Below are 17,803 nucleotides of genomic sequence, written 5' to 3'. Positions count from 1 at the left end.
GTTTTTAAGCGTCCTCGTCTGTAAGCATTGTAACAAAACATTGAGCAAGACTCATAACTTTGATCCCGGCTTTTTTGGAAGATAGGGAATAGGGTACAGGTTACAGGGTACAGATTCCCTATCACCTGCTACCTGTAACCTCTCCCCTAATTTCATTACCAATGACAAATGACAAATAACAAATGACTAAAAAACTAACCTGGATAATTTGGGGATTAAGTGCTTCTTGTCTGAGTGCGCCAGTAATTGCTTCGGCTTTAGAATCTGCTTTGGGAACTAACGGTATTGATGCTTTGAAGCTGCACCAAGCTCCTTATAATTTAATCGGTCGTAAGATTGCTATTGGTCAAGTGGAAATTGGTCGGCCGGGAATGTTTGGGTGGGATAAGGCGGTGTCTAAAAATCGCGCCATATCTTTAGCGGGAGTATTCTTACGCAATGGGCCAGCTAAGTCTAATAGCGGTGTTGACCCTCACGCCTACAATGTTGCTGGTGTAATGGTAAGTAAAGACAAAGCTTTGCCGGGAATTGCTCCGGGAGCGAGATTGTATTCGTCTGCGGTGGGTTCTACTAAAAGCATGGGTCAGCCAGAAGAGTGTTTATCGGCCCAGCACATAGCGCTACAAAATGGTGGCGATGTCCGTGCCATTAATTTTAGCTTTGGTGAACCTCTCAGTCGTGACCCTAGACCAGAGGCTATTTTAGACGGCAATGCTTTACTAACTTTATGTGTTGACTGGTCTAGCCGTGTTCATGATGTTTTGTATGCGATCGCAGGTAATCAAGGTAAAGGTGGTATTCCTATTCCTACAGATAATTTTAACGGAATGAATGTGGCTTTTTCATCCCGTCGTGGGGGAGTTTTTAACAAAGTAGATGTGGCTAATCTGGCGGGTGCTAACCAAGGAGTGAGTGGCAGGCTAGCTGGAAGAGAATTTAATCTTGGTGGCCGCCGCGCTATCAGTTTAGTTGCTCCTGGGAATAATATTCCTTTACTCAATCCAGATGGCAAATTGAACAAGGTTACAGGTACTAGTTTTGCCGCACCTCAAGTTACGGCTACTGTTGCTCTATTACAAGAATTTGCTGACCGACAGATACGTACAAAACAACCCCACTGGAGCATTGATTCTCGGCATCATCAAGTAATGAAAGCTGTATTGCTGAATTCAGCAGACAAAATCCAAGATAGTGGCGATGGCTTGCGGTTGGGAATGAGCCGGACACTAATTGATAAACAAAATCAAAACTGGCTAGATTCTGATGCTTATAAAGATCCAAAGATTCCCTTGGATGCTCAAATGGGAGCAGGTCACTTAAATACATTTCGCGCTTATCAGCAATTGAGTGCTGGCCAATGGCAGCCATCAGCTGCGGTGCCGGCTATTGGTTGGGATTATCGCAAAGTGGATGTTGGAGCATCTGTTGACTATGTGTTAGCAAAACCGTTAAAGCAGGGAAGTTTTGTTGCTGTCACCCTAAGCTGGGATCGATTGGTAGAACTCAACGATAAAAATACAAATCAACAATATGATGTGGGCGAAAATTTTCGCGATCGCGGTTTGAATAATCTCGACCTATACTTAGTAAAAGCTGATGCCCAATCAGATGCTGGTGCTGTTTGCTCTTCAATCAGCCAAATCGATGGTGTAGAACATATTTTCTGCCCCATTCCTGATACTGGCAATTACAAAATCCGCGTCCAGTTTCGTCAAAAGCTTAATGAAGCAACTCAACCCTATAGTTTAGCTTGGTGGAGTGTACCTATCAATTAAAATAGGTCAGCATAATTTTCATCTATTTGAACAATACTCTCCTATCGGGGCGCATAGACGTGCGTCCCTATGAAAGTTCTGTATTTCATGCAACTAAAAATGTTATTCTATCTCAGGACTTGCAAAACAATAGCCGAAAAGAAAAATTTTCTGTTAGGGGTATTTGATGAATTACCTCTAACTCCTGTAGTTTGGCGTAAATCCTATATCTATAAAAACCCAATAGAAGTGGTTATTTTATGTTAGGTAGTCTACAATACTGTTATTGATAAATAGAAAAGTTCCTCAAAATTGAGATTTTTCATAATTCGTCTGCATAGCCGCCTCAAGTAAGAATTAGCAGCTTTAATGAGTTGTGTTTTATTCCTCTGAACTATTAACTTGCTGTTACAAAAACTGTAACAGTCTTATTTTCTATTGGATCAAATGCAATAGTAAATCATTGACACAGTGTCTGCGTCAACCATAAGCACAGATCGGGAATCTTTGGCAAGTGAGGTAGCAGAATGAATCGGCAAAAGTTTAGTGATGCAAAAGAAAATTTTCTGCAAAGACGTTATGGTGTGAGTCTGGGCAGACGTTATGCTTTGGCAGCTGCAAGTGTTGTTCTATTCAGTGTATTAGGTTGTTCTCAAGTCGAGAGTAACAAAAGTGCCCTCGCCCAATCTAGTTTACCTCAGCCAGAAACTCCATTGCAAAAAAAAACAGTCAACACTGATACAAGAATAGTTGAGTCTAGCAATAAGTTTGGCTTCAAACTATTTTCAGAAGTTCTGAAAGATAATAAAGGTGAGAATAATATTTTTATCTCACCTTCGAGTGTCGCGATCGCTCTAGCCATGACCTACAACGGCGCTAGTGGCTCAACTCAACAAGCAATGGCAAAAACCCTGGAATTACAGGGAATGAATCTACCAGAAATCAACTCTTCTTACGCGGCGGTATTAAAGCAGCTTTTAGAAAATCCAGATGCGAAAGTCCAACTGAGTATTGCTAACTCGCTTTGGGCAAATCAAGATGTTAGCTTTGCACCAGACTTTCTCAAGAGAACCCAGGATTTCTATCAAGCTAAGGTCAGCAATTTAAACTTTAAAGATGCCGCCGCATCTAATATTATAAATAACTGGGTAAAAGAAAATACTAAGGGCAAAATTACTAAAATAGTTGAAACGATTGAACCAAATCAAGTGTTGTTTCTGATTAATGCCATATATTTTAAAGGTAATTGGAGTAACGAATTTGACAAAAGTCAAACTGCTCAATACCCTTTTTACATTACATCTGGTAAGCGAAAGCAACACCCAATGATGTCACAACAAGGTGACTATAGGTACTATGAAAGCGAACAATTTCAGGCGGTTAGTTTACCTTACGGTAAAGATGGGAAAATCAGTTTTTATATCTTTCTACCCAAACAGAACTCTAACCTCAAAGCCTTTTATCAGAACTTGAATGTTGAAAACTGGGAAAAATGGATGACTCAGTTCAACAAACAAAAAGGGTTTATTCGTCTACCTCGCTTCAAAACAGATTATGAAGTTACACTCAATGATGCCTTGAAAAGTTTAGGCATGGAAGAGGCTTTCAGTAACAAAGCCAATTTTTCTGGCATGGGTAAAAATTTTGCCATTAGCCAAGTTAAGCATAAAACTTTTGTCGAAGTAAACGAAGAAGGAACCGAAGCGGCTGCGGCTACTTCAGTGGGAATAGTCGCAACATCTTTGAGAGATGAACCAGAACCATTCCGAATGATTGTTGACCGTCCCTTCTTCTGCACTATTAGGGATAATCAGACGGGAAACGTTTTGTTTATGGGTTCCATCATTGAGCCACAATGAGGAGGCAGAAAACCTCCTGCCTCCTTAAGGTAATGTCGCTTCAGAAATACTCAGAGTGTTGTTAGCGGTTGCTTTCGAGGACTCGTTTGCTGCAACGGGTGCAGTTACTTCCCCCGTGCCGCTATCATTTGTCTCGCCACCAAGACGCAAGGCACTTAAAGCGGTTTTAATGACAACAGCGGTGGGTACTGCCACAATTACACCCAACAGTCCGCCAATTCTTGCCCCTGTTAAAACTGAAATTAAAATCCAAACTGGATTTAAACCCGTAAAACTGCCTAAAATTCGGGGGGCAATTAAGTTTTCGAGAATTTGCTGTACGATTACTGCTGCTATCAAAACTCTCACACCCATTGAGAAATCTTGCAGTGCTACCAATAGTGTAGTCAGAGCAATGCCCACAGAACCACCAAAGGGGACGAGAGCCATTAGACCAATAGTTAGCCCAAATAGCAGTCCAAATGGTACTTTCAGCCACAAAAAGGTAGGAATGAGGGCTGAGGCCATACAGGTAGATAAAATCAACTGGGTGATGAAGAAATTTTGAAAGCTTAGGCGGACTGTTTGAGAGAAAGGAGCGCGAAATTTAGAGGGTAGCCATTCTACTAAACTTTCCCAGAGTTCACTCCCATGCTGTAAAAGGTAGAAAGTCAAAACCATCGTCAAGAGGATATCTAGCAGACTAGTGACTGTAACTACCGCCAGATTTAAAACTTGCCCAGCGATCGCTTGTAATTGTCCTTTGACGCGATCGTTGATTTGTACTACCAGAGCATCGAGATTAATCGGTAAGCCAAAAGTCTCCGCTTTTTCGTTTAATATCATTAGCTGAGAGCGTCCAGAGTCGATCAACTCTGGCAACCGAGCCACCAGTTGTTGAGCTTGGGTAAGGGCTAACGGAACAAGCGTCACACCCAACGCCAATAAAATCGATAAAGCCAAGAGAAACACTAGGATAGCAACTTGCTCTCGTTTAGCACCATGATGTTCCATCCAACTCACGGGGTAGTTGAGCAGAAATGCTAAGACTGAGGCTCCGACTAAAATGACTATGAGAGAATGGAAATAATTGAAAAATACCGAAAGTGCCCAACCATTTAGAACTAGCAGTGGAACGAATAACGCGATCGCCCCGATTCGCGCTATTGGTGTGAATGTTTGCCACCAGTCGAGTAGCTTGCGTGTCTGCATTTTGAGCTAATTGCGGGATAGAACTAAGTTAAATCTTTCTTTACAGCTTATTATCTCTAACTATATGAGTCTTATTCATCCTTCTAGTTTAGGAGTTATACTAACCCCAATGGAGAATTTTGAATCAAAAGAGAACAGGGAGTGGGGAGCAGGGGAGCAGGTGGAGAATAATAATGCCCAATGCCCCATGACGGCAGTTGCTCCACTTGAGGAAACCCCAAGACCGCACTGCCTCCCCAATGCCCCATGCCCAATCCCCAAAACCCAGTTGCTTTTATATTTGATTCCGATTATCGGCTTTTTTCCATCTTTGTGGACTCTCTATGGGGGACAGGCCAGCCGGGAACAACTTGCTGTTAGCCGTCTGTCTATCACTTTGGCACTTACTTGGCTGTTGGGATATTTATTATTAAGTACCGGAGCCACAACTTCAGATTTTTTTTCGCTACGTCTATTTATCCTGAATAGTTTTCTCACGTCGGGTTATTTTATAGTGAGTGTCTGGTTGATGTTGCGCTTAATGCAGGGCAAATCTGGACGTTTACCAGGCTTTAGTACTTTAGCAGAACGAGTGTTTAGTAAGTACTTATCTTAATTTTTTAGGATGGAGATTTTTCAGTAGTTTTACCTATTTCCTAAAAAATTATGGTTGATTTCTCTATATATCTAGTCAAATCCAGTTTATTATTGCCATACTTCAGTAAAACATCTCTAGGTTGACCCAAAAGCAGAAAAAATGCTGCTATAAGTGTTGTGGTTGACACTACATTAAAAAAGTTAGCACTGATAATTAAGAGTTAGCTATTATGGGTTGATTTGTTTGGATATTTTTAGTCTGCAAATTTACCAAATTTGATTATTGAGTAAGTGTGAGGAAGTCTGTGACCATTCAAAGAAGTTCGGCGGAAGAAAACCAGTCGGGAAAAGCCTCAAAGTCCAATAAAAAAATTTCTCAGAACTCGAAATCTGGGCGTTGGCTGTGGTTTTGGGTAGGGATGAGTGGGATTGCAATGGTGTCAGCAACAGCAGGGGCACTTTTGGCGGTGTCTTTAACCAGTACACCTTTGCAACAAGCCCAGCTAAGTCCACAGGAGGAGGCAGCCTTTGATGGCGATCGCATTTCTGGAGGTGTGATGCGATTCTCACAATTAACTCGCCCAGTGAATCTCTTGGTTATGGGGATGAGCGTACTTCCCCCGGATATCCAAAACCCTCCCCAAGACACCAAAAACCTCAAATACCTGCCCCAGGTAAACTCCTTTGATGGTCTTTCGGATGTAATGCTCTTACTCAAATTTGATCCAGAGACGAAAAAAATAATCATGCTCTCCATTCCCAGAGATACCCGCACAGAAATAGAGGGGTATGGAGTGAAAAAAATTAATTCTGCTAATGTTGAAGGTGGGCCAGCTTTGACTGCCAGAACCGTCAGTAATCTCTTAGGTGGGGCGGGAATTGATCGCTATATCCGAATTAACGTTTTAGGAGTTGCCAAGCTAATTGATGCTTTGGGTGGCGTAACAGTTTATGTCCCCAAAAATATGAAGTATCAAGATGATTCTCAACATTTGTACATCAATTTGAAGGCGGGTAAGCAGCATTTAAACGGTGAGCAGGCATTGCAATTACTGCGGTTTCGCCATGACGAACTCGGTGATATTGGTCGGATTCAACGCCAGCAAATGGTCATTCGGGCCTTGATGGATCAAACACTCAATCCAGCTACTGTTGCTCAATTACCTAAAGTTCTGGATGTAGTTAAAGACCACATCGATACCAATTTGACGGTTGAAGAGTTAGTGGCGCTAATGGGTTTTGGCGTGCGGACTAATCGTTCTAATATGCAAATGTTAATGTTGCCAGGTCGCTTTAGCGAGAAAGGCGAGTTTGATGCTAGCTATTGGTTGCCCAGTAAAAATGGTATTGCTAAACTGATGGCTCAACATTTTGGCTTGGAATCAGAGCAGGAACAGCAGGCAACCGATCCACGTTCTTTACGTGTAGCAATTCAAGATAGTACAGGTGGCGATCGCTCTAATCTCCAACCATTAATTAGAGCCTTGGAAAAATCTGGATATCGCAACATTTATATAGCTAAAGCATGGGGTGAACCTTTAGAGGTAACTCACATCGTCGCCCAGCAAGGAGATGGTGACAGCGCCGAATCAATTCGTGAAACTTTGGGATTTGGCGAAGTGCGTGTGGAAAGTACTGGCAACCTTGGCTCGGATGTCAGTATTCAAGTAGGTCAAGATTGGTTACAACAAAAATCTATTTTGGAGAAGTCGCTGAGTAAATAACTCGTAATTTGTAATTAATTACACTGTTATAAATGCTGCTGAAAGGGAATTTACTGACTGGCTGAGTTCTTGGAGTTTAGCTGCTACTGCACCATTGGTTAATAATTCCTCTGCTTTAGCTAAACCCTCTGGCATATCTGAACAAATACCACTCCGCCATAAGTAAAATCCACCATTCCACAAGGCTGTTTGCATTAGTTCGCCTGGTTTACCTGCTAAAACATCCTGAATATCTGCCACCAATTCTTCAGTAGTTCCAAGGGATACGTTCTTGGTAGTAAACCCGTAATCACGCGGTACGAGGTGCAATCTTTCTACCTCTTGGGATGCTAGGGATGGAGATAAGCTGATAATTGCAGTGCGATCGCGCGGTAAGTCGCAACTACCTTCCAGTCCTTTTACTAATGTAAATTTCGTTATACCCCGCAGCCCCAGAGCTATCTTAAACATCCCTTCTGTTGGCGGATGCACAAATCCAGCAATGACATGAGCATTCCCAGCATAAGGACACCAAATTAGCTCCATTGTCGCTAAGGGTGGGCGTTTGCCAAGTTGGTCGCGGTATTCCCAAATACTTGTAGTTAAGGGAAAATGCTGTGGTAAATAAATAAAGCCAATTCCCGTTTGCTCAAAAACTTGCTGGGTTTTTGCCAGTGGTAGGTTAGTCCAATCGACTCCTAAACCTTGCCAAATATCTATTAGGGGTAAGCCGTACTTTGTTGGCAGGCGATCGCCTCCGTGCATGATCACTGGTTGTCCAACTGCGGCGAGTATTAAAGCTGTTACCGGGCTAATTGGTGCTGTGCGGGTTCTGCCATCATAAGGGATGCCAAGAGCGATCGCTGGTCGTTCAGAGTCGAATGGTTGCAGCTTTGGCCCCAATTCATCATAAGCATCCAACATTCCCGCTAACTCTTCCCCCGTAGGACGCTTGATTCGATGAGCAATCAAAAACGCTCCGATTTGGGCTGGTGTAGCTTCACCCAGCAGCATCATTTTAGTGGTGCTGGCTGCTTCGGCGCGAGTTAAGTTTTCGCCTGTGTGGTTTCCGCTACCTACTTTTTTCAGTAATTCCCTAAATACATTGCTCATTTGTCCTTTGTCCTTTGTCTACTGTCATTTGTCCATTGTCCTTTCTGAAAATGACTAATGACCAATGACTAATAACTAATGACACTCAAGAAGCCGATCGCTGCTGGTCAATTTGTAATGGGATATTTTCCCGCACGAGTTGCCAAAAGTACTTAATGGGGGGAATTTGTAGTCGGTCTTGAGTTGTCACCATAACTACCCGCCGAGTCAAACTTGAACCATCTGTTAAACCACTAATATTATTGTTCTCTAAGGAACGAACCGCTAAAGTAGGGTCAAGACGTGCTTCCAGTAATGCTGATTGAGGTAGCAAAGCGATTAATTCTCCTTGGCGCACCACTCCCCGAAAAGCATCTAGGGTATTTACCTCTAAAGCCGCCTGGAGTGTAGCTTCCATTCGCTCAAATCTATCTTGTATTAAGCGCTGCATCCCATAACCATCTTTAAAAACCACTTGGGGATAAAGAATTAGCTCCGACCAAGGGACACATTCATATTGTGCCAGGGGATGATTAGCTGCGGTGAGAACTTCTATCGGTTCATCATAAAGTACTTCTACCACCATTTCCCTAGCAGTGGTTAAAAAGCGATTATTCATCACAATTGCTAAATCTACCAATCCATCTTTGAGGACTTTCAGGGCGCGATCGCTTCCTAATGAAGTCACGCGCAATTGTACATCTGGATATGCATGACAAAATTTTTGCAACACTGGCGGTAAGTAAGATCCACATAATGAGTGAATCACGGCAATGCAAAGTTCTGGTTGCTTTCCGGCGATTAAATCAGCTAATTCTTGTGTAGCTGTCTCCCATTCTTGGCAAATTTTACGGACACGGGGTAGTAAACATTCACCTCCCAGCGTTAATTTGGCGTGAGTAGTTCTATGAAAAAGTTCAACACCCAAATCTGCTTCTAATGCCTGGATTTGGCGGCTAATCGTCGATTGGGTAACACCAGATGTTCGCGCTGCTTGTTGAAAGCTGCCGGTTTGTGCGATCGCTAGAAAGGCTTGCAACTGCTCTAGGCGCATTTTTATGTAGCCTGAATTACATTTATCAGTTTCATTAAGTTAACGGTTTTTTATCAGCAATTTAGTATAGTTTGTTACAGTATTTTTTATCTAATTTACATGTCTTCATCTTCTAGAAGCATCTCAATCACTTCGCGTAGATTTTCCTGTAACTCATCTAAGGTTTCTCCTTGAGAATGCGCTCCGGGAAATCCAGGCACATAACCAACGTAGAGATTAGTATCAGAATCTCGCTCAATTATTGCAGTAAAGGTTTTCATAAAGTTGGTCAGTGGCAATATGCTTTAGATCATAGCCGGACAATCACTTGTTAATAGTAGAGGAATCTGACCTCCAATTTGACGAAATTACCACTCAGCTAAAGCGATCGCTATTCCTTGTTGCAAATCTGGTGTGAGTGCAGCGTTATTTGCTAACTGCTGCAATTTTTGATGTGCAACTTCCCCATCCAAATTTTTGAGTGCAGCGATCGCGTGTAGTCTCACCGATACATTAGAATCAGCTAGCAGTGAAATCAATGGTTCAACTGCTTGTATTTCGCCTAGCTGTCCTAAAGACAAGGCGATCGCACTTTTTACATTAGCAATCTCTATGGCTGGATGTTGCGAGCGTAATATTTGCAATAATATTTCTGCTGCTTGTGTAGTTTGCGGCTTTTGGACTCGCCCCAAAACAGTGACAATTTCTTGCCAAAGTGTCTCTGAAGTGATTTGATTAAATGCTGTTTGCAAATATTCCAAACTAGATGGTGTACCCACCCAACTTAAAGCGCGGATGGTTTCTAATTGCAGCTTTGTTGGTGTCTGAGGTGAAATCAACAAATCAAATAAATGTTTTGCAGCGTCATTACCACCCATCCGAGAAAGGGAAACTGCGGCTGCACAACAAACATCAAGATTAAAGTCGTAAAGCTTGGGTTGCAGTCTCGTCACTAAATCTAATGCTTCGCGCAAATCGGGGCGAAAACCTAAACCAAGCACTGCTGCACGCCTAACTTTAGCAGCAATATCATCCAAAGCATTTAACAAGATTGGTGGTATACGTTCGTCATGAAAACTGCTGAGGGCTTCAATTGCAGCAGTGCGGATTGTGGCTTGTGGATCTTGTACTACACTCAATAGCGGTGCAATGGTTTCTGTTTGGGGAATACAGGAAAGCGATCGCACTGCTAAAAGTCGTGTATCTTCATCTGCTAGAAGTTCAGTTAGTGAAGTAATAGCAACAGTACCCATTTGTCCTAGTGCTGTGGCTGCGATCGCTTTGAGTTCTTCATCCTCATCAGTTTTCAACAATTCAACTAAGGGTGCGATCGCTTCTGGGTGCTGAAATTCGCCCAAGGTTCGCGCTGCATACCAGCGTAATTCTTCCTCTGCATCTTCATCTTCTAAGATGTCAATGAGTGGTGGGATAGCAATATTTCCCAAGTGAGTCAAAACTTTGGTGATTTCCCAGCGTTGTTGAAAATCTCCCATCTCTAACATTGAAATTGCTAATGTCAGCAGATATTCTCGATTTTTAACTACCTCTGGATGTTGTGAGTCTGACCCTAAAATTAATTGTTGTAAATATTGAATCAGTGATGACCAATCAGCTGCATTATATGCTGTCTGGGCTTGCACCAAAAGCTGGTTGATATTACTCACCATACCCTGAATTATATTGTTTAAGTTGGCTTGACTACAACTGAATTACCTTCAATTTTGGCGGCGTAAGTTTTAAGCGCTTCTGTCGCTGGCCCTTTTAGCACCTTACCATCAACCCCATATTCTGAGCCATGACAGGGACAAGCGAATTTTTTTGCCTCAGCTTTCCATGCTACGGTGCAACCTGCGTGAGTACAGGTAGGGTTGACAGCTGTTATTGCGGCTTTAGATGTGCCGACTACCAACACAGGCCCAGCAGGTGAGTTTTTAGCCAACAATTGACCAGTTTTATCTAATTCTGCCGAAGTGCCTACTGTTTGCCAATCTCCAGTTGCAGAAGGTGTTTGAGAAGAACAAGCTGCGATCGCTACAGGTAGAGAACTCGCTATCAAACCCAAACCTACCCAATTAATAAAATCACGACGTTTCATAATTGCCACTCAATTTTGGATTTTGGATTTTGGATTAATTTATGGCAATCCAAAACCACTTGGATCATGTCAAACACTCTTTATCAAGCGCTTTAAGTGGCTCATTAGCCGACATTGATGCAAAAAATGCATATTACGTATCCATTTTCAGCAATTTTACTAAAAAATCGTAACAATTTATACGATTTTAACAGAAATCTCGTCTTAAGTTATGAGTATCGAAATTGTTACATGAACATTATCTAAACCTGCTTGACAATTTCCAAGATGTATATGGAGACAAGTTTTCCTTAACTAACCACGGTTTTGAAGTTTCACGTTGGAATACTTTTGAGTAACAATAATCAGCCGTAATCGAATATTAAATTTTTATTCCCTAACCCTCGTAGATACACCACTTGATGGAACTACGGGTTGATTTATATAGGGCAATTAGCAGCACAAATTCTCACGAGAGTCAGCCTCATGACAGACACAACAACTACGACTACCAGCCTCAATAAATTCGAGAAATTCAAGGCGCAAAAAGATGGACTCGCCATCAGGGATGAGATAGAGAAATTTGCCGCCTTGGGCTGGGAAGCAATGGACGAAACAGATCGCGATCATCGGCTCAAGTGGGTAGGCGTGTTTTTCCGCCCAGTTACCCCAGGTAAGTTTATGATGCGGTTACGGATGCCTAATGGTATTCTCACCAGCAGTCAGATGAGTGTTTTAGCCCAAGTGGTGCAGCGTTACGGGGATGATGGGTGCGCCGATATTACCACCAGACAGAATATCCAATTACGGGGAATCAGAATTGAAGATTTACCAGATATCTTTAATAGATTTCACGCAGTTGGTTTAACCACTATCCAATCAGGGATGGATAACATCCGCAATATTACAGGCGATCCGGTGGCGGGTTTGGATGCAGATGAGTTGTACGACACGCGAGAGTTGATACAACAAATTCAAGATATGCTCACCAACAACGGTGAAGGAAACCCAGAGTTTAGCAACTTACCACGGAAATTTAACATTGCGATCGCAGGTGGAAGAGACAATTCAGTTCACGCTGAAATTAACGATTTAGCTTTTGTTCCAGCATTTAAGGAGGGGACAGCGGATAGGGGACAGGGGATAGGGCAAGAATTTGGTTTTAACATCCTTGTGGGTGGCTTTTTCTCAGCTAAACGTTGTGAGGCGGCGATTCCTCTAAATGCTTGGGTGGCTCCAGAAGATGTGGTAGCTGTATGTAGAGCAGTTTTGGAAGTCTTTCGTGATCATGGCCCGCGTGCTAATCGGCAAAAATCCCGCTTGATGTGGCTAATTGATGAATGGGGTGTAGATAAGTTTCGGACAGAAGTAGAAAGCCGTTTGGGTAAATCGTTATTACCCGCAGCCGCAAAAGATGAGATCGACTGGGAAAAACGCGACCACATCGGAGTATATAAACAAAAACAACCGGGGCTAAATTACGCAGGTTTAAATATTCCCGTCGGGCGACTGTATGCCGAAGATATGTTTGAGATTGCTCGTCTAGCGGAAGTTTTTGGCAGTGGTGAGATCCGCTTTACCGTTGAGCAGAACATCGTCATCCCCAACATTTCTGATTCGCGGTTAGCAACATTTTTAACAGAACCGTTGCTAGAAAGGTTTTCTATTGATCCAGGTTTGTTGGCGCGATCGCTAGTATCTTGCACAGGCGCACAATTTTGCAACTTCGCTCTCATCGAAACCAAAAACCGCGCCCTGGCAATGATTAAAGCCTTAGAAGAAGAGTTAACCTTCATCAATCCAGTCCGAATTCACTGGACAGGTTGCCCTAACTCTTGCGGCCAGCCCCAAGTTGCAGACATCGGCTTGATGGGAACCAAAACTCGTAAAAATGGCAAAACCTTGGAAGGTGTTGATATATATATGGGCGGTAAAGTCGGCAAAGATGCCCATTTGGGAACTTGCGTTATCAAAGGCATACCCTGCGAAGACTTACAGCCATTATTGCAAGATTTACTAATCAAAAACTTTGGGGCAAAACTCAAGCAAGAAGCCTTACTAGTTAGTAACTGCTAGTACTTATTGGTATGGGGCATTGAGCATTGGGCAAAATTCATACTTCAACCTTAAAGGTGCAACTTCCGAGTTAAAAGGTGCAACCTCCGAGATAAAAGGTGCAACCTCCGAGATAAAAGGTGCAACCTCCGAGATAAAAGGCTCAACCTTCAAGATAAAAGACTCAACCTCCGAGATAAAAGACTCAACCTCCGAGATAAAAGACTCAACCTCCGAGATAAAAGGCTCAACCTCCGAGATAAAAGGCTCAACCTCCGAGATAAAAGGCTCAACCTCCGAGATAAAAGGCTCATCTTCTCCGTAGTTTATTCAATTAGAAAGATTGGAATGCTTAAAAACTTATTTTCATTTAGCGATCGCTACCGCATCTTACATCAGACTTGGTTTGCTTTCTTTCTCACTTTTGTTTGTTGGTTTAACTTTGCCCCCTTCGCTACAACTATTGGCAAAGAACTACATTTAGCACCAGAGCAAATCAAAACTTTGGGTATCTGTAACCTTGCCCTTACAATCCCTGCACGGCTAATTATTGGGATGCTTCTGGATCGTTTTGGCCCTAGAATCACCTACTCAATCTTGTTGATGTTTGCGGTTGTTCCTTGTTTAGCAACAGCGCTAGCGCAAGATTTTAATCAACTAGTCATCAGTCGTTTGCTGATGGGAATTGTCGGATCTGGATTTGTTGTCGGTATCCGCATGGTGGCAGAATGGTTCCAGCCGAAGGAAATGGGAATTGCTCAAGGCATTTATGGCGGTTGGGGCAACTTCGGGGCTTTTGGCGCAGAGTTTGCCTTACCGATACTTGCAATTTCTACTAGCTTTTTCTCTGGTGGCGCTTCTAACTGGCGATTTGCGATCGCACTCACAGGTATCATTGCAGCTATCTATGGCGTAATTTATTACAACACTGTCCAAGATACGCCCATAGGCAAAGTCTACAATAAACCTAAAAAGAATGGTTCTCTGGAAGTGACGAGTATTAAAAGCTTCTGGGCGCTGATTTTCTCGAACTTTGGTTTGATTTTCGCCTTGGGTTTATTAGCTTGGCGCTTAGAACAAAAGAAAATTCACTTTTTAACTTTGAGTCAAATGTATTTGACTTGGTTGGTATTAGCAGGATTGTTTGCTTACCAAAGTTATAAAGCTTGGCAGGTAAACCGAGAACTTCTCACTGGCAAGAAAACTTACCCTGCATCTGAACGCTTTCAATTTGGTCAAGTAGCTTTACTCGAATTCACTTACATAACTAACTTTGGCAGCGAACTGGCAGCCGTTTCTATGCTCCCAGCATTTTTTGAGAAAACCTTTGGTTTAGAGCATGTTGTCGCTGGGATGATTGCCGCTACCTATCCCTTCTTAAACTTGGTTTCTCGTCCTAGTGGTGGCTTAATTTCTGATAAATTTAACTCACGTAAATGGACAATGACAATTATCAGCGTTGGTATCGGTGTTAGTTATTTGATGGCACATTTTATTAATAGTAGCTGGCCGATTCCGGTAGCGATCGCAGTTACAATGTTTGCCGCTTACTTTGCTCAAGCTGGTTGTGGTGCAACCTACAGCATCGTACCGATGATTAAGAAGGAAGCCACTGGACAAATTGCCGGTAATGTGGGAGCTTACGGTAATTTTGGTGGTGTGGTTTACCTAACAATTTTTAGCTTAACCGACGCTCCCACACTATTTAGCACAATGGGTATAGCTGCACTAATCTGTGCTTTTATGTGTGCCTTCTTCCTCAAAGAACCAAAAGGTTCCTTTGCCGCCGCTTATGAAGGTGAATTACCAGAAACCGCAACGAAAAACCCTATCTTCTTAACTGAAGAATAAACAGATGAAGGATGAAGTAGAAAATTCACTATCAAATCTGAACTAGGGAACTTTACACTTCATCCTTCTATAGCAATCCTAATTCATGAAAATCTCTTTTTCTTTTCTCTGCGCTCTCTGCGTCTCTGCGGTTCGATAAAAAGAAAAGCTTTTTGCATAACACACAAATATCTCAAACAGTCGCTAAATCTGAGGTTGCACAATTCAAATAACAAAATGGTACAACTGCCATGAGTGAATTTACCAAAACTCTTTGTCCTTACTGTGGTGTTGGCTGTGGACTAGAAGTTTCACCTCCAGCCCAACTTGGCAAAGCAACTAATCGAGATGGTCAAGGAAATCCCACTTGGCGAGTACGCGGCGATAAAGCCCATCCATCTAGCCAAGGAATGGTTTGTGTCAAAGGCGCAACGATCGCAGAATCTTTAGATAAAAATAGATTACATTACCCAATGGTGCGAGACTCTTTAGATCAAGAGTTTCGGCGCGTTAGTTGGGATGAAGCTTTTAGTCTTATCACGCAGCGTATTCAAACAGTCCGCTTCACTCAAGGGCCAGAAGCATTATGTATGTATGGTTCGGGTCAGTTTCAAACCGAAGACTACTACATAGCCCAGAAGCTCATGAAAGGCTGTCTGGGTACTAATAATTTTGATGCCAACTCACGTTTATGTATGTCTAGTGCTGTGGCTGGCTACATTCAAAGCTTTGGCGCAGATGGCCCGCCATGTTGCTACGAAGACCTAGAGTTAACTGACTGTGCATTTTTAATTGGCACTAATACAGCCGAATGTCATCCCATCGTTTTTAACCGACTGGAGAAATATCACAAAAAGAACCGCAAGGTCAAAATGATTGTGGTAGACCCCCGGCGTACACCAACCGCCGAAGCCGCCGACTTGCATTTAGCCATTCGTCCCGGTACAGATATCGATTTGTTAAACGGCATCGCCCACTTATTGATGCGCTGGAATTACATCGATACCATGTTCATGGACGACTGCACCAGCAACTTTCCGGCTTATGCTGAGGTGATTCGCCACTATCCCCCGGAAGTCGTGGCCCGTCAATGCGGAATCAGTATTGAAGATTTAGAAACAGCAGCACGCTACTGGGGTGAATCTCGGCGGGTACTGTCTTTGTGGTCAATGGGTGTGAATCAATCGTCAGAAGGGACGGCCAAGGTAAGAACTATCATCAACCTGCACCTGATGACTGGACAAATCGGCAAACCTGGGGCTGGCCCTTTTTCCCTCACCGGACAACCAAACGCGATGGGAGGAAGGGAAGCCGGAGGTTTGGCGCATTTATTACCAGGTTATCGGGTAGTGAAAAATCCCCAGCATCGGGCAGAAGTTGAGGAGTTTTGGGGACTCAAGCCAGGGCAGATTTCACCCAATCCCGGTTTGACTGCTTGGGATATGATTACTGGCTTGGAAAATGATGCTGTCGGGTTATTGTGGATTGCGGCTACTAATCCAGCTGTAAGTATGCCAGATTTGGAGCGAACTAAGAAGGCATTGTTGCGATCGCCTTTTACCATTTACCAAGATGCTTATTATCCCACAGAAACCTCTGCTTACGCCCACGTTTTGCTACCAGCAGCCCAGTGGGGTGAAAAAACTGGTGTGATGACAAACTCCGAACGGGTGGTAACTTTGTGTCAAGCATTCCGCCAACCGCCAAGAGAAGCTAAAGCAGATTGGGAAATTTTTGCCGAAGTTGGACGCAGATTAGGTTTTGAAAAAGAGTTCGCCTTTGCTAACTCGGCTGAGGTTTATGCTGAATTCGTCCAATTAACTCAAAATCGCCCCTGCGATATGACGGGTATCAGTCATGAGCAATTGACACAAGGCCCGACTCAATGGCCTTACCCAGCCAAGAAAGAAGAGTCAGTATTTATCGATACTGAAACAGGACTCTTAAGTTTTCAGCCAGAAGAAGAAGAAACTTTTTCTGACAAAGAAGCTGAGAAGAAGCGTAAGTACCATACGCTCAGAATGGGAAAACGGCTTTACACTGATTTACGCTTTCATACCCCTGATGGACGCGCTCAATTTGGGGCATATTACTCAAAGGGATTGGCAGAACCACCAGACCCAGATTATCCTTTTGTGCTAACTAATGGGAGACTTTACGGACATTGGCACACCCAGACACGCACCGGTCGCATTGAAAAAATTTGCAAAATGCACCCCGAACCGTTTATCGAAATTCATCCCCGTGATGCTGCGAAGTTAGGTATTTTAGATAATCAGTGTGTACAAGTGCGATCGCGTCGGGGTAAAGCTCAGTTTCCTGCTAAAGTTACAAAAGCGATCGCACCTGGTACAGTTTTTGTCCCCATGCACTGGGGTTCACTGTGGGCTGATAATGCCGAAGCTAACGCCCTCACCCATCCAGAATCTTGCCCCGATTCGCTGCAACCAGAATTAAAAGCCTGTGCTGTGCAGCTGATTCCAATTTCTGTAGAAGTTGCAGTCAAAGATTATCAATTCCAGTCATCACAATGGTAAGCTGCAAAGTGTATCTCTCAAGAGGTAATTAACAATCACTAATAAGTAATTTAGTCAATAATAAATAACCAATAGTTATTATCATTTTTTATGGCTCTC

Annotated in this window: 14 protein-coding genes; 8 read left to right on the top strand and 6 right to left on the bottom strand. The window is 43.0% G+C overall.

From position 1 onward, the window contains the following. Nucleotides 1-182: 182 nt before the first annotated feature. The gene (locus FD724_RS29685; RefSeq protein ID WP_179075093.1) at nt 183-1,775 is read left to right on the top strand and encodes a S8 family serine peptidase; all 1,593 of its coding nucleotides are present in this window, start codon (nt 183-185) and stop codon (nt 1,773-1,775) included. Between the two features lie 506 nt (nt 1,776-2,281). After that, on the top strand, nt 2,282-3,613 hold the full coding sequence (locus tag FD724_RS29680; RefSeq protein WP_179075092.1) for a serpin family protein: 1,332 nt from the start codon (nt 2,282-2,284) through the stop codon (nt 3,611-3,613). 24 nt (nt 3,614-3,637) lie between these two features. Here FD724_RS29680 and FD724_RS29675 read toward each other — a convergent pair whose 3' ends face one another. Continuing rightward, a complete protein-coding gene (locus FD724_RS29675; RefSeq protein ID WP_179075091.1) occupies nt 3,638-4,804 on the bottom strand; it encodes an AI-2E family transporter in 1,167 nt (388 codons plus the stop codon). Nucleotides 4,805-4,913: 109 nt separating this feature from the next. On the opposite strand from FD724_RS29675, the gene FD724_RS29670 reads away from it, so the two are divergent. Both FD724_RS29670 and FD724_RS29665 read left to right on the top strand, forming a co-directional pair. After that, nucleotides 4,914-5,399: a hypothetical protein gene (locus tag FD724_RS29670; RefSeq protein WP_256874396.1), complete on the top strand. Its 486-nt coding sequence runs from the start codon at nt 4,914-4,916 to the stop codon at nt 5,397-5,399. A gap of 286 nt (nt 5,400-5,685) precedes the next feature. Further along, nucleotides 5,686-7,104: an LCP family protein gene (locus tag FD724_RS29665; protein WP_179075090.1), complete on the top strand. Its 1,419-nt coding sequence runs from the start codon at nt 5,686-5,688 to the stop codon at nt 7,102-7,104. Nucleotides 7,105-7,122: 18 nt separating this feature from the next. Here the strand turns inward: FD724_RS29665 and FD724_RS29660 are convergent, their stop codons facing one another. The 5 genes from FD724_RS29660 to FD724_RS29640 form a co-directional block, all read right to left on the bottom strand. Beyond that, nucleotides 7,123-8,196 (bottom strand): anthranilate phosphoribosyltransferase family protein, encoded by a 1,074-nt coding sequence (locus tag FD724_RS29660; protein ID WP_179075089.1) that lies wholly within the window; start codon nt 8,194-8,196, stop codon nt 7,123-7,125. Nucleotides 8,197-8,281: 85 nt separating this feature from the next. Continuing rightward, nucleotides 8,282-9,229 carry a LysR family transcriptional regulator gene (locus FD724_RS29655; protein WP_012408241.1) on the bottom strand — a complete coding sequence of 316 codons (948 nt, stop codon included), beginning with the start codon at nt 9,227-9,229 and terminating at the stop codon, nt 8,282-8,284. A 95-nt stretch (nt 9,230-9,324) separates the two neighbouring features. Beyond that, nucleotides 9,325-9,489, bottom strand: coding sequence for a type II toxin-antitoxin system HicB family antitoxin (locus FD724_RS29650; protein WP_179075088.1), 165 nt, complete (start codon nt 9,487-9,489; stop codon nt 9,325-9,327). An 87-nt stretch (nt 9,490-9,576) separates the two neighbouring features. Next, nucleotides 9,577-10,875 (bottom strand): HEAT repeat domain-containing protein, encoded by a 1,299-nt coding sequence (locus FD724_RS29645; RefSeq protein ID WP_179075087.1) that lies wholly within the window; start codon nt 10,873-10,875, stop codon nt 9,577-9,579. 17 nt (nt 10,876-10,892) lie between these two features. Continuing rightward, entirely contained in the window at nt 10,893-11,303 is a 411-nt protein-coding gene (locus tag FD724_RS29640) for a ubiquinol-cytochrome c reductase iron-sulfur subunit (protein WP_179075086.1), read from the bottom strand. 465 nt (nt 11,304-11,768) lie between these two features. Here FD724_RS29640 and FD724_RS29635 point away from each other — a divergent pair, with 465 nt between their 5' ends. From FD724_RS29635 to FD724_RS29620, 4 genes are all read left to right on the top strand, one after another. Next, nucleotides 11,769-13,358, top strand: coding sequence for a ferredoxin--nitrite reductase (locus FD724_RS29635; RefSeq protein WP_179075085.1), 1,590 nt, complete (start codon nt 11,769-11,771; stop codon nt 13,356-13,358). A gap of 19 nt (nt 13,359-13,377) precedes the next feature. Beyond that, nucleotides 13,378-13,662, top strand: a complete 285-nt coding sequence (locus tag FD724_RS29630) for a hypothetical protein (protein WP_256874395.1) — start codon at nt 13,378-13,380, stop codon at nt 13,660-13,662. Between the two features lie 23 nt (nt 13,663-13,685). Further along, nucleotides 13,686-15,188 (top strand): NarK family nitrate/nitrite MFS transporter, encoded by a 1,503-nt coding sequence (locus FD724_RS29625; RefSeq protein ID WP_179075084.1) that lies wholly within the window; start codon nt 13,686-13,688, stop codon nt 15,186-15,188. A gap of 230 nt (nt 15,189-15,418) precedes the next feature. Beyond that, nucleotides 15,419-17,704 (top strand): molybdopterin oxidoreductase family protein, encoded by a 2,286-nt coding sequence (locus FD724_RS29620; RefSeq protein WP_179075083.1) that lies wholly within the window; start codon nt 15,419-15,421, stop codon nt 17,702-17,704. Nucleotides 17,705-17,803: the final 99 nt, after the last annotated feature.

Origin of the sequence: Nostoc sp. C057, assembly GCF_013393925.1 — a bacterium.
GTDB classification, from domain to species: Bacteria; Cyanobacteriota; Cyanobacteriia; order Cyanobacteriales; family Nostocaceae; genus Nostoc; species Nostoc muscorum_A.
This window is presented reverse-complemented; position numbering and strand designations above follow the sequence as displayed.

Coding starts and splice junctions, on each gene's coding strand:
- FD724_RS29670 (WP_256874396.1), top strand. CDS start 4,914: ATGGAGAATTTTGAATCAAAAGAGAACAGGGAGTGGGGAGCAGGGGAG.
- FD724_RS29660 (WP_179075089.1), bottom strand. CDS start 8,196: ATGAGCAATGTATTTAGGGAATTACTGAAAAAAGTAGGTAGCGGAAAC.
- FD724_RS29635 (WP_179075085.1), top strand. CDS start 11,769: ATGACAGACACAACAACTACGACTACCAGCCTCAATAAATTCGAGAAA.
- FD724_RS29685 (WP_179075093.1), top strand. CDS start 183: ATGACTAAAAAACTAACCTGGATAATTTGGGGATTAAGTGCTTCTTGT.
- FD724_RS29645 (WP_179075087.1), bottom strand. CDS start 10,875: ATGGTGAGTAATATCAACCAGCTTTTGGTGCAAGCCCAGACAGCATAT.
- FD724_RS29655 (WP_012408241.1), bottom strand. CDS start 9,229: ATGCGCCTAGAGCAGTTGCAAGCCTTTCTAGCGATCGCACAAACCGGC.
- FD724_RS29625 (WP_179075084.1), top strand. CDS start 13,686: ATGCTTAAAAACTTATTTTCATTTAGCGATCGCTACCGCATCTTACAT.
- FD724_RS29640 (WP_179075086.1), bottom strand. CDS start 11,303: ATGAAACGTCGTGATTTTATTAATTGGGTAGGTTTGGGTTTGATAGCG.
- FD724_RS29675 (WP_179075091.1), bottom strand. CDS start 4,804: ATGCAGACACGCAAGCTACTCGACTGGTGGCAAACATTCACACCAATA.
- FD724_RS29620 (WP_179075083.1), top strand. CDS start 15,419: ATGAGTGAATTTACCAAAACTCTTTGTCCTTACTGTGGTGTTGGCTGT.
- FD724_RS29650 (WP_179075088.1), bottom strand. CDS start 9,489: ATGAAAACCTTTACTGCAATAATTGAGCGAGATTCTGATACTAATCTC.
- FD724_RS29680 (WP_179075092.1), top strand. CDS start 2,282: ATGAATCGGCAAAAGTTTAGTGATGCAAAAGAAAATTTTCTGCAAAGA.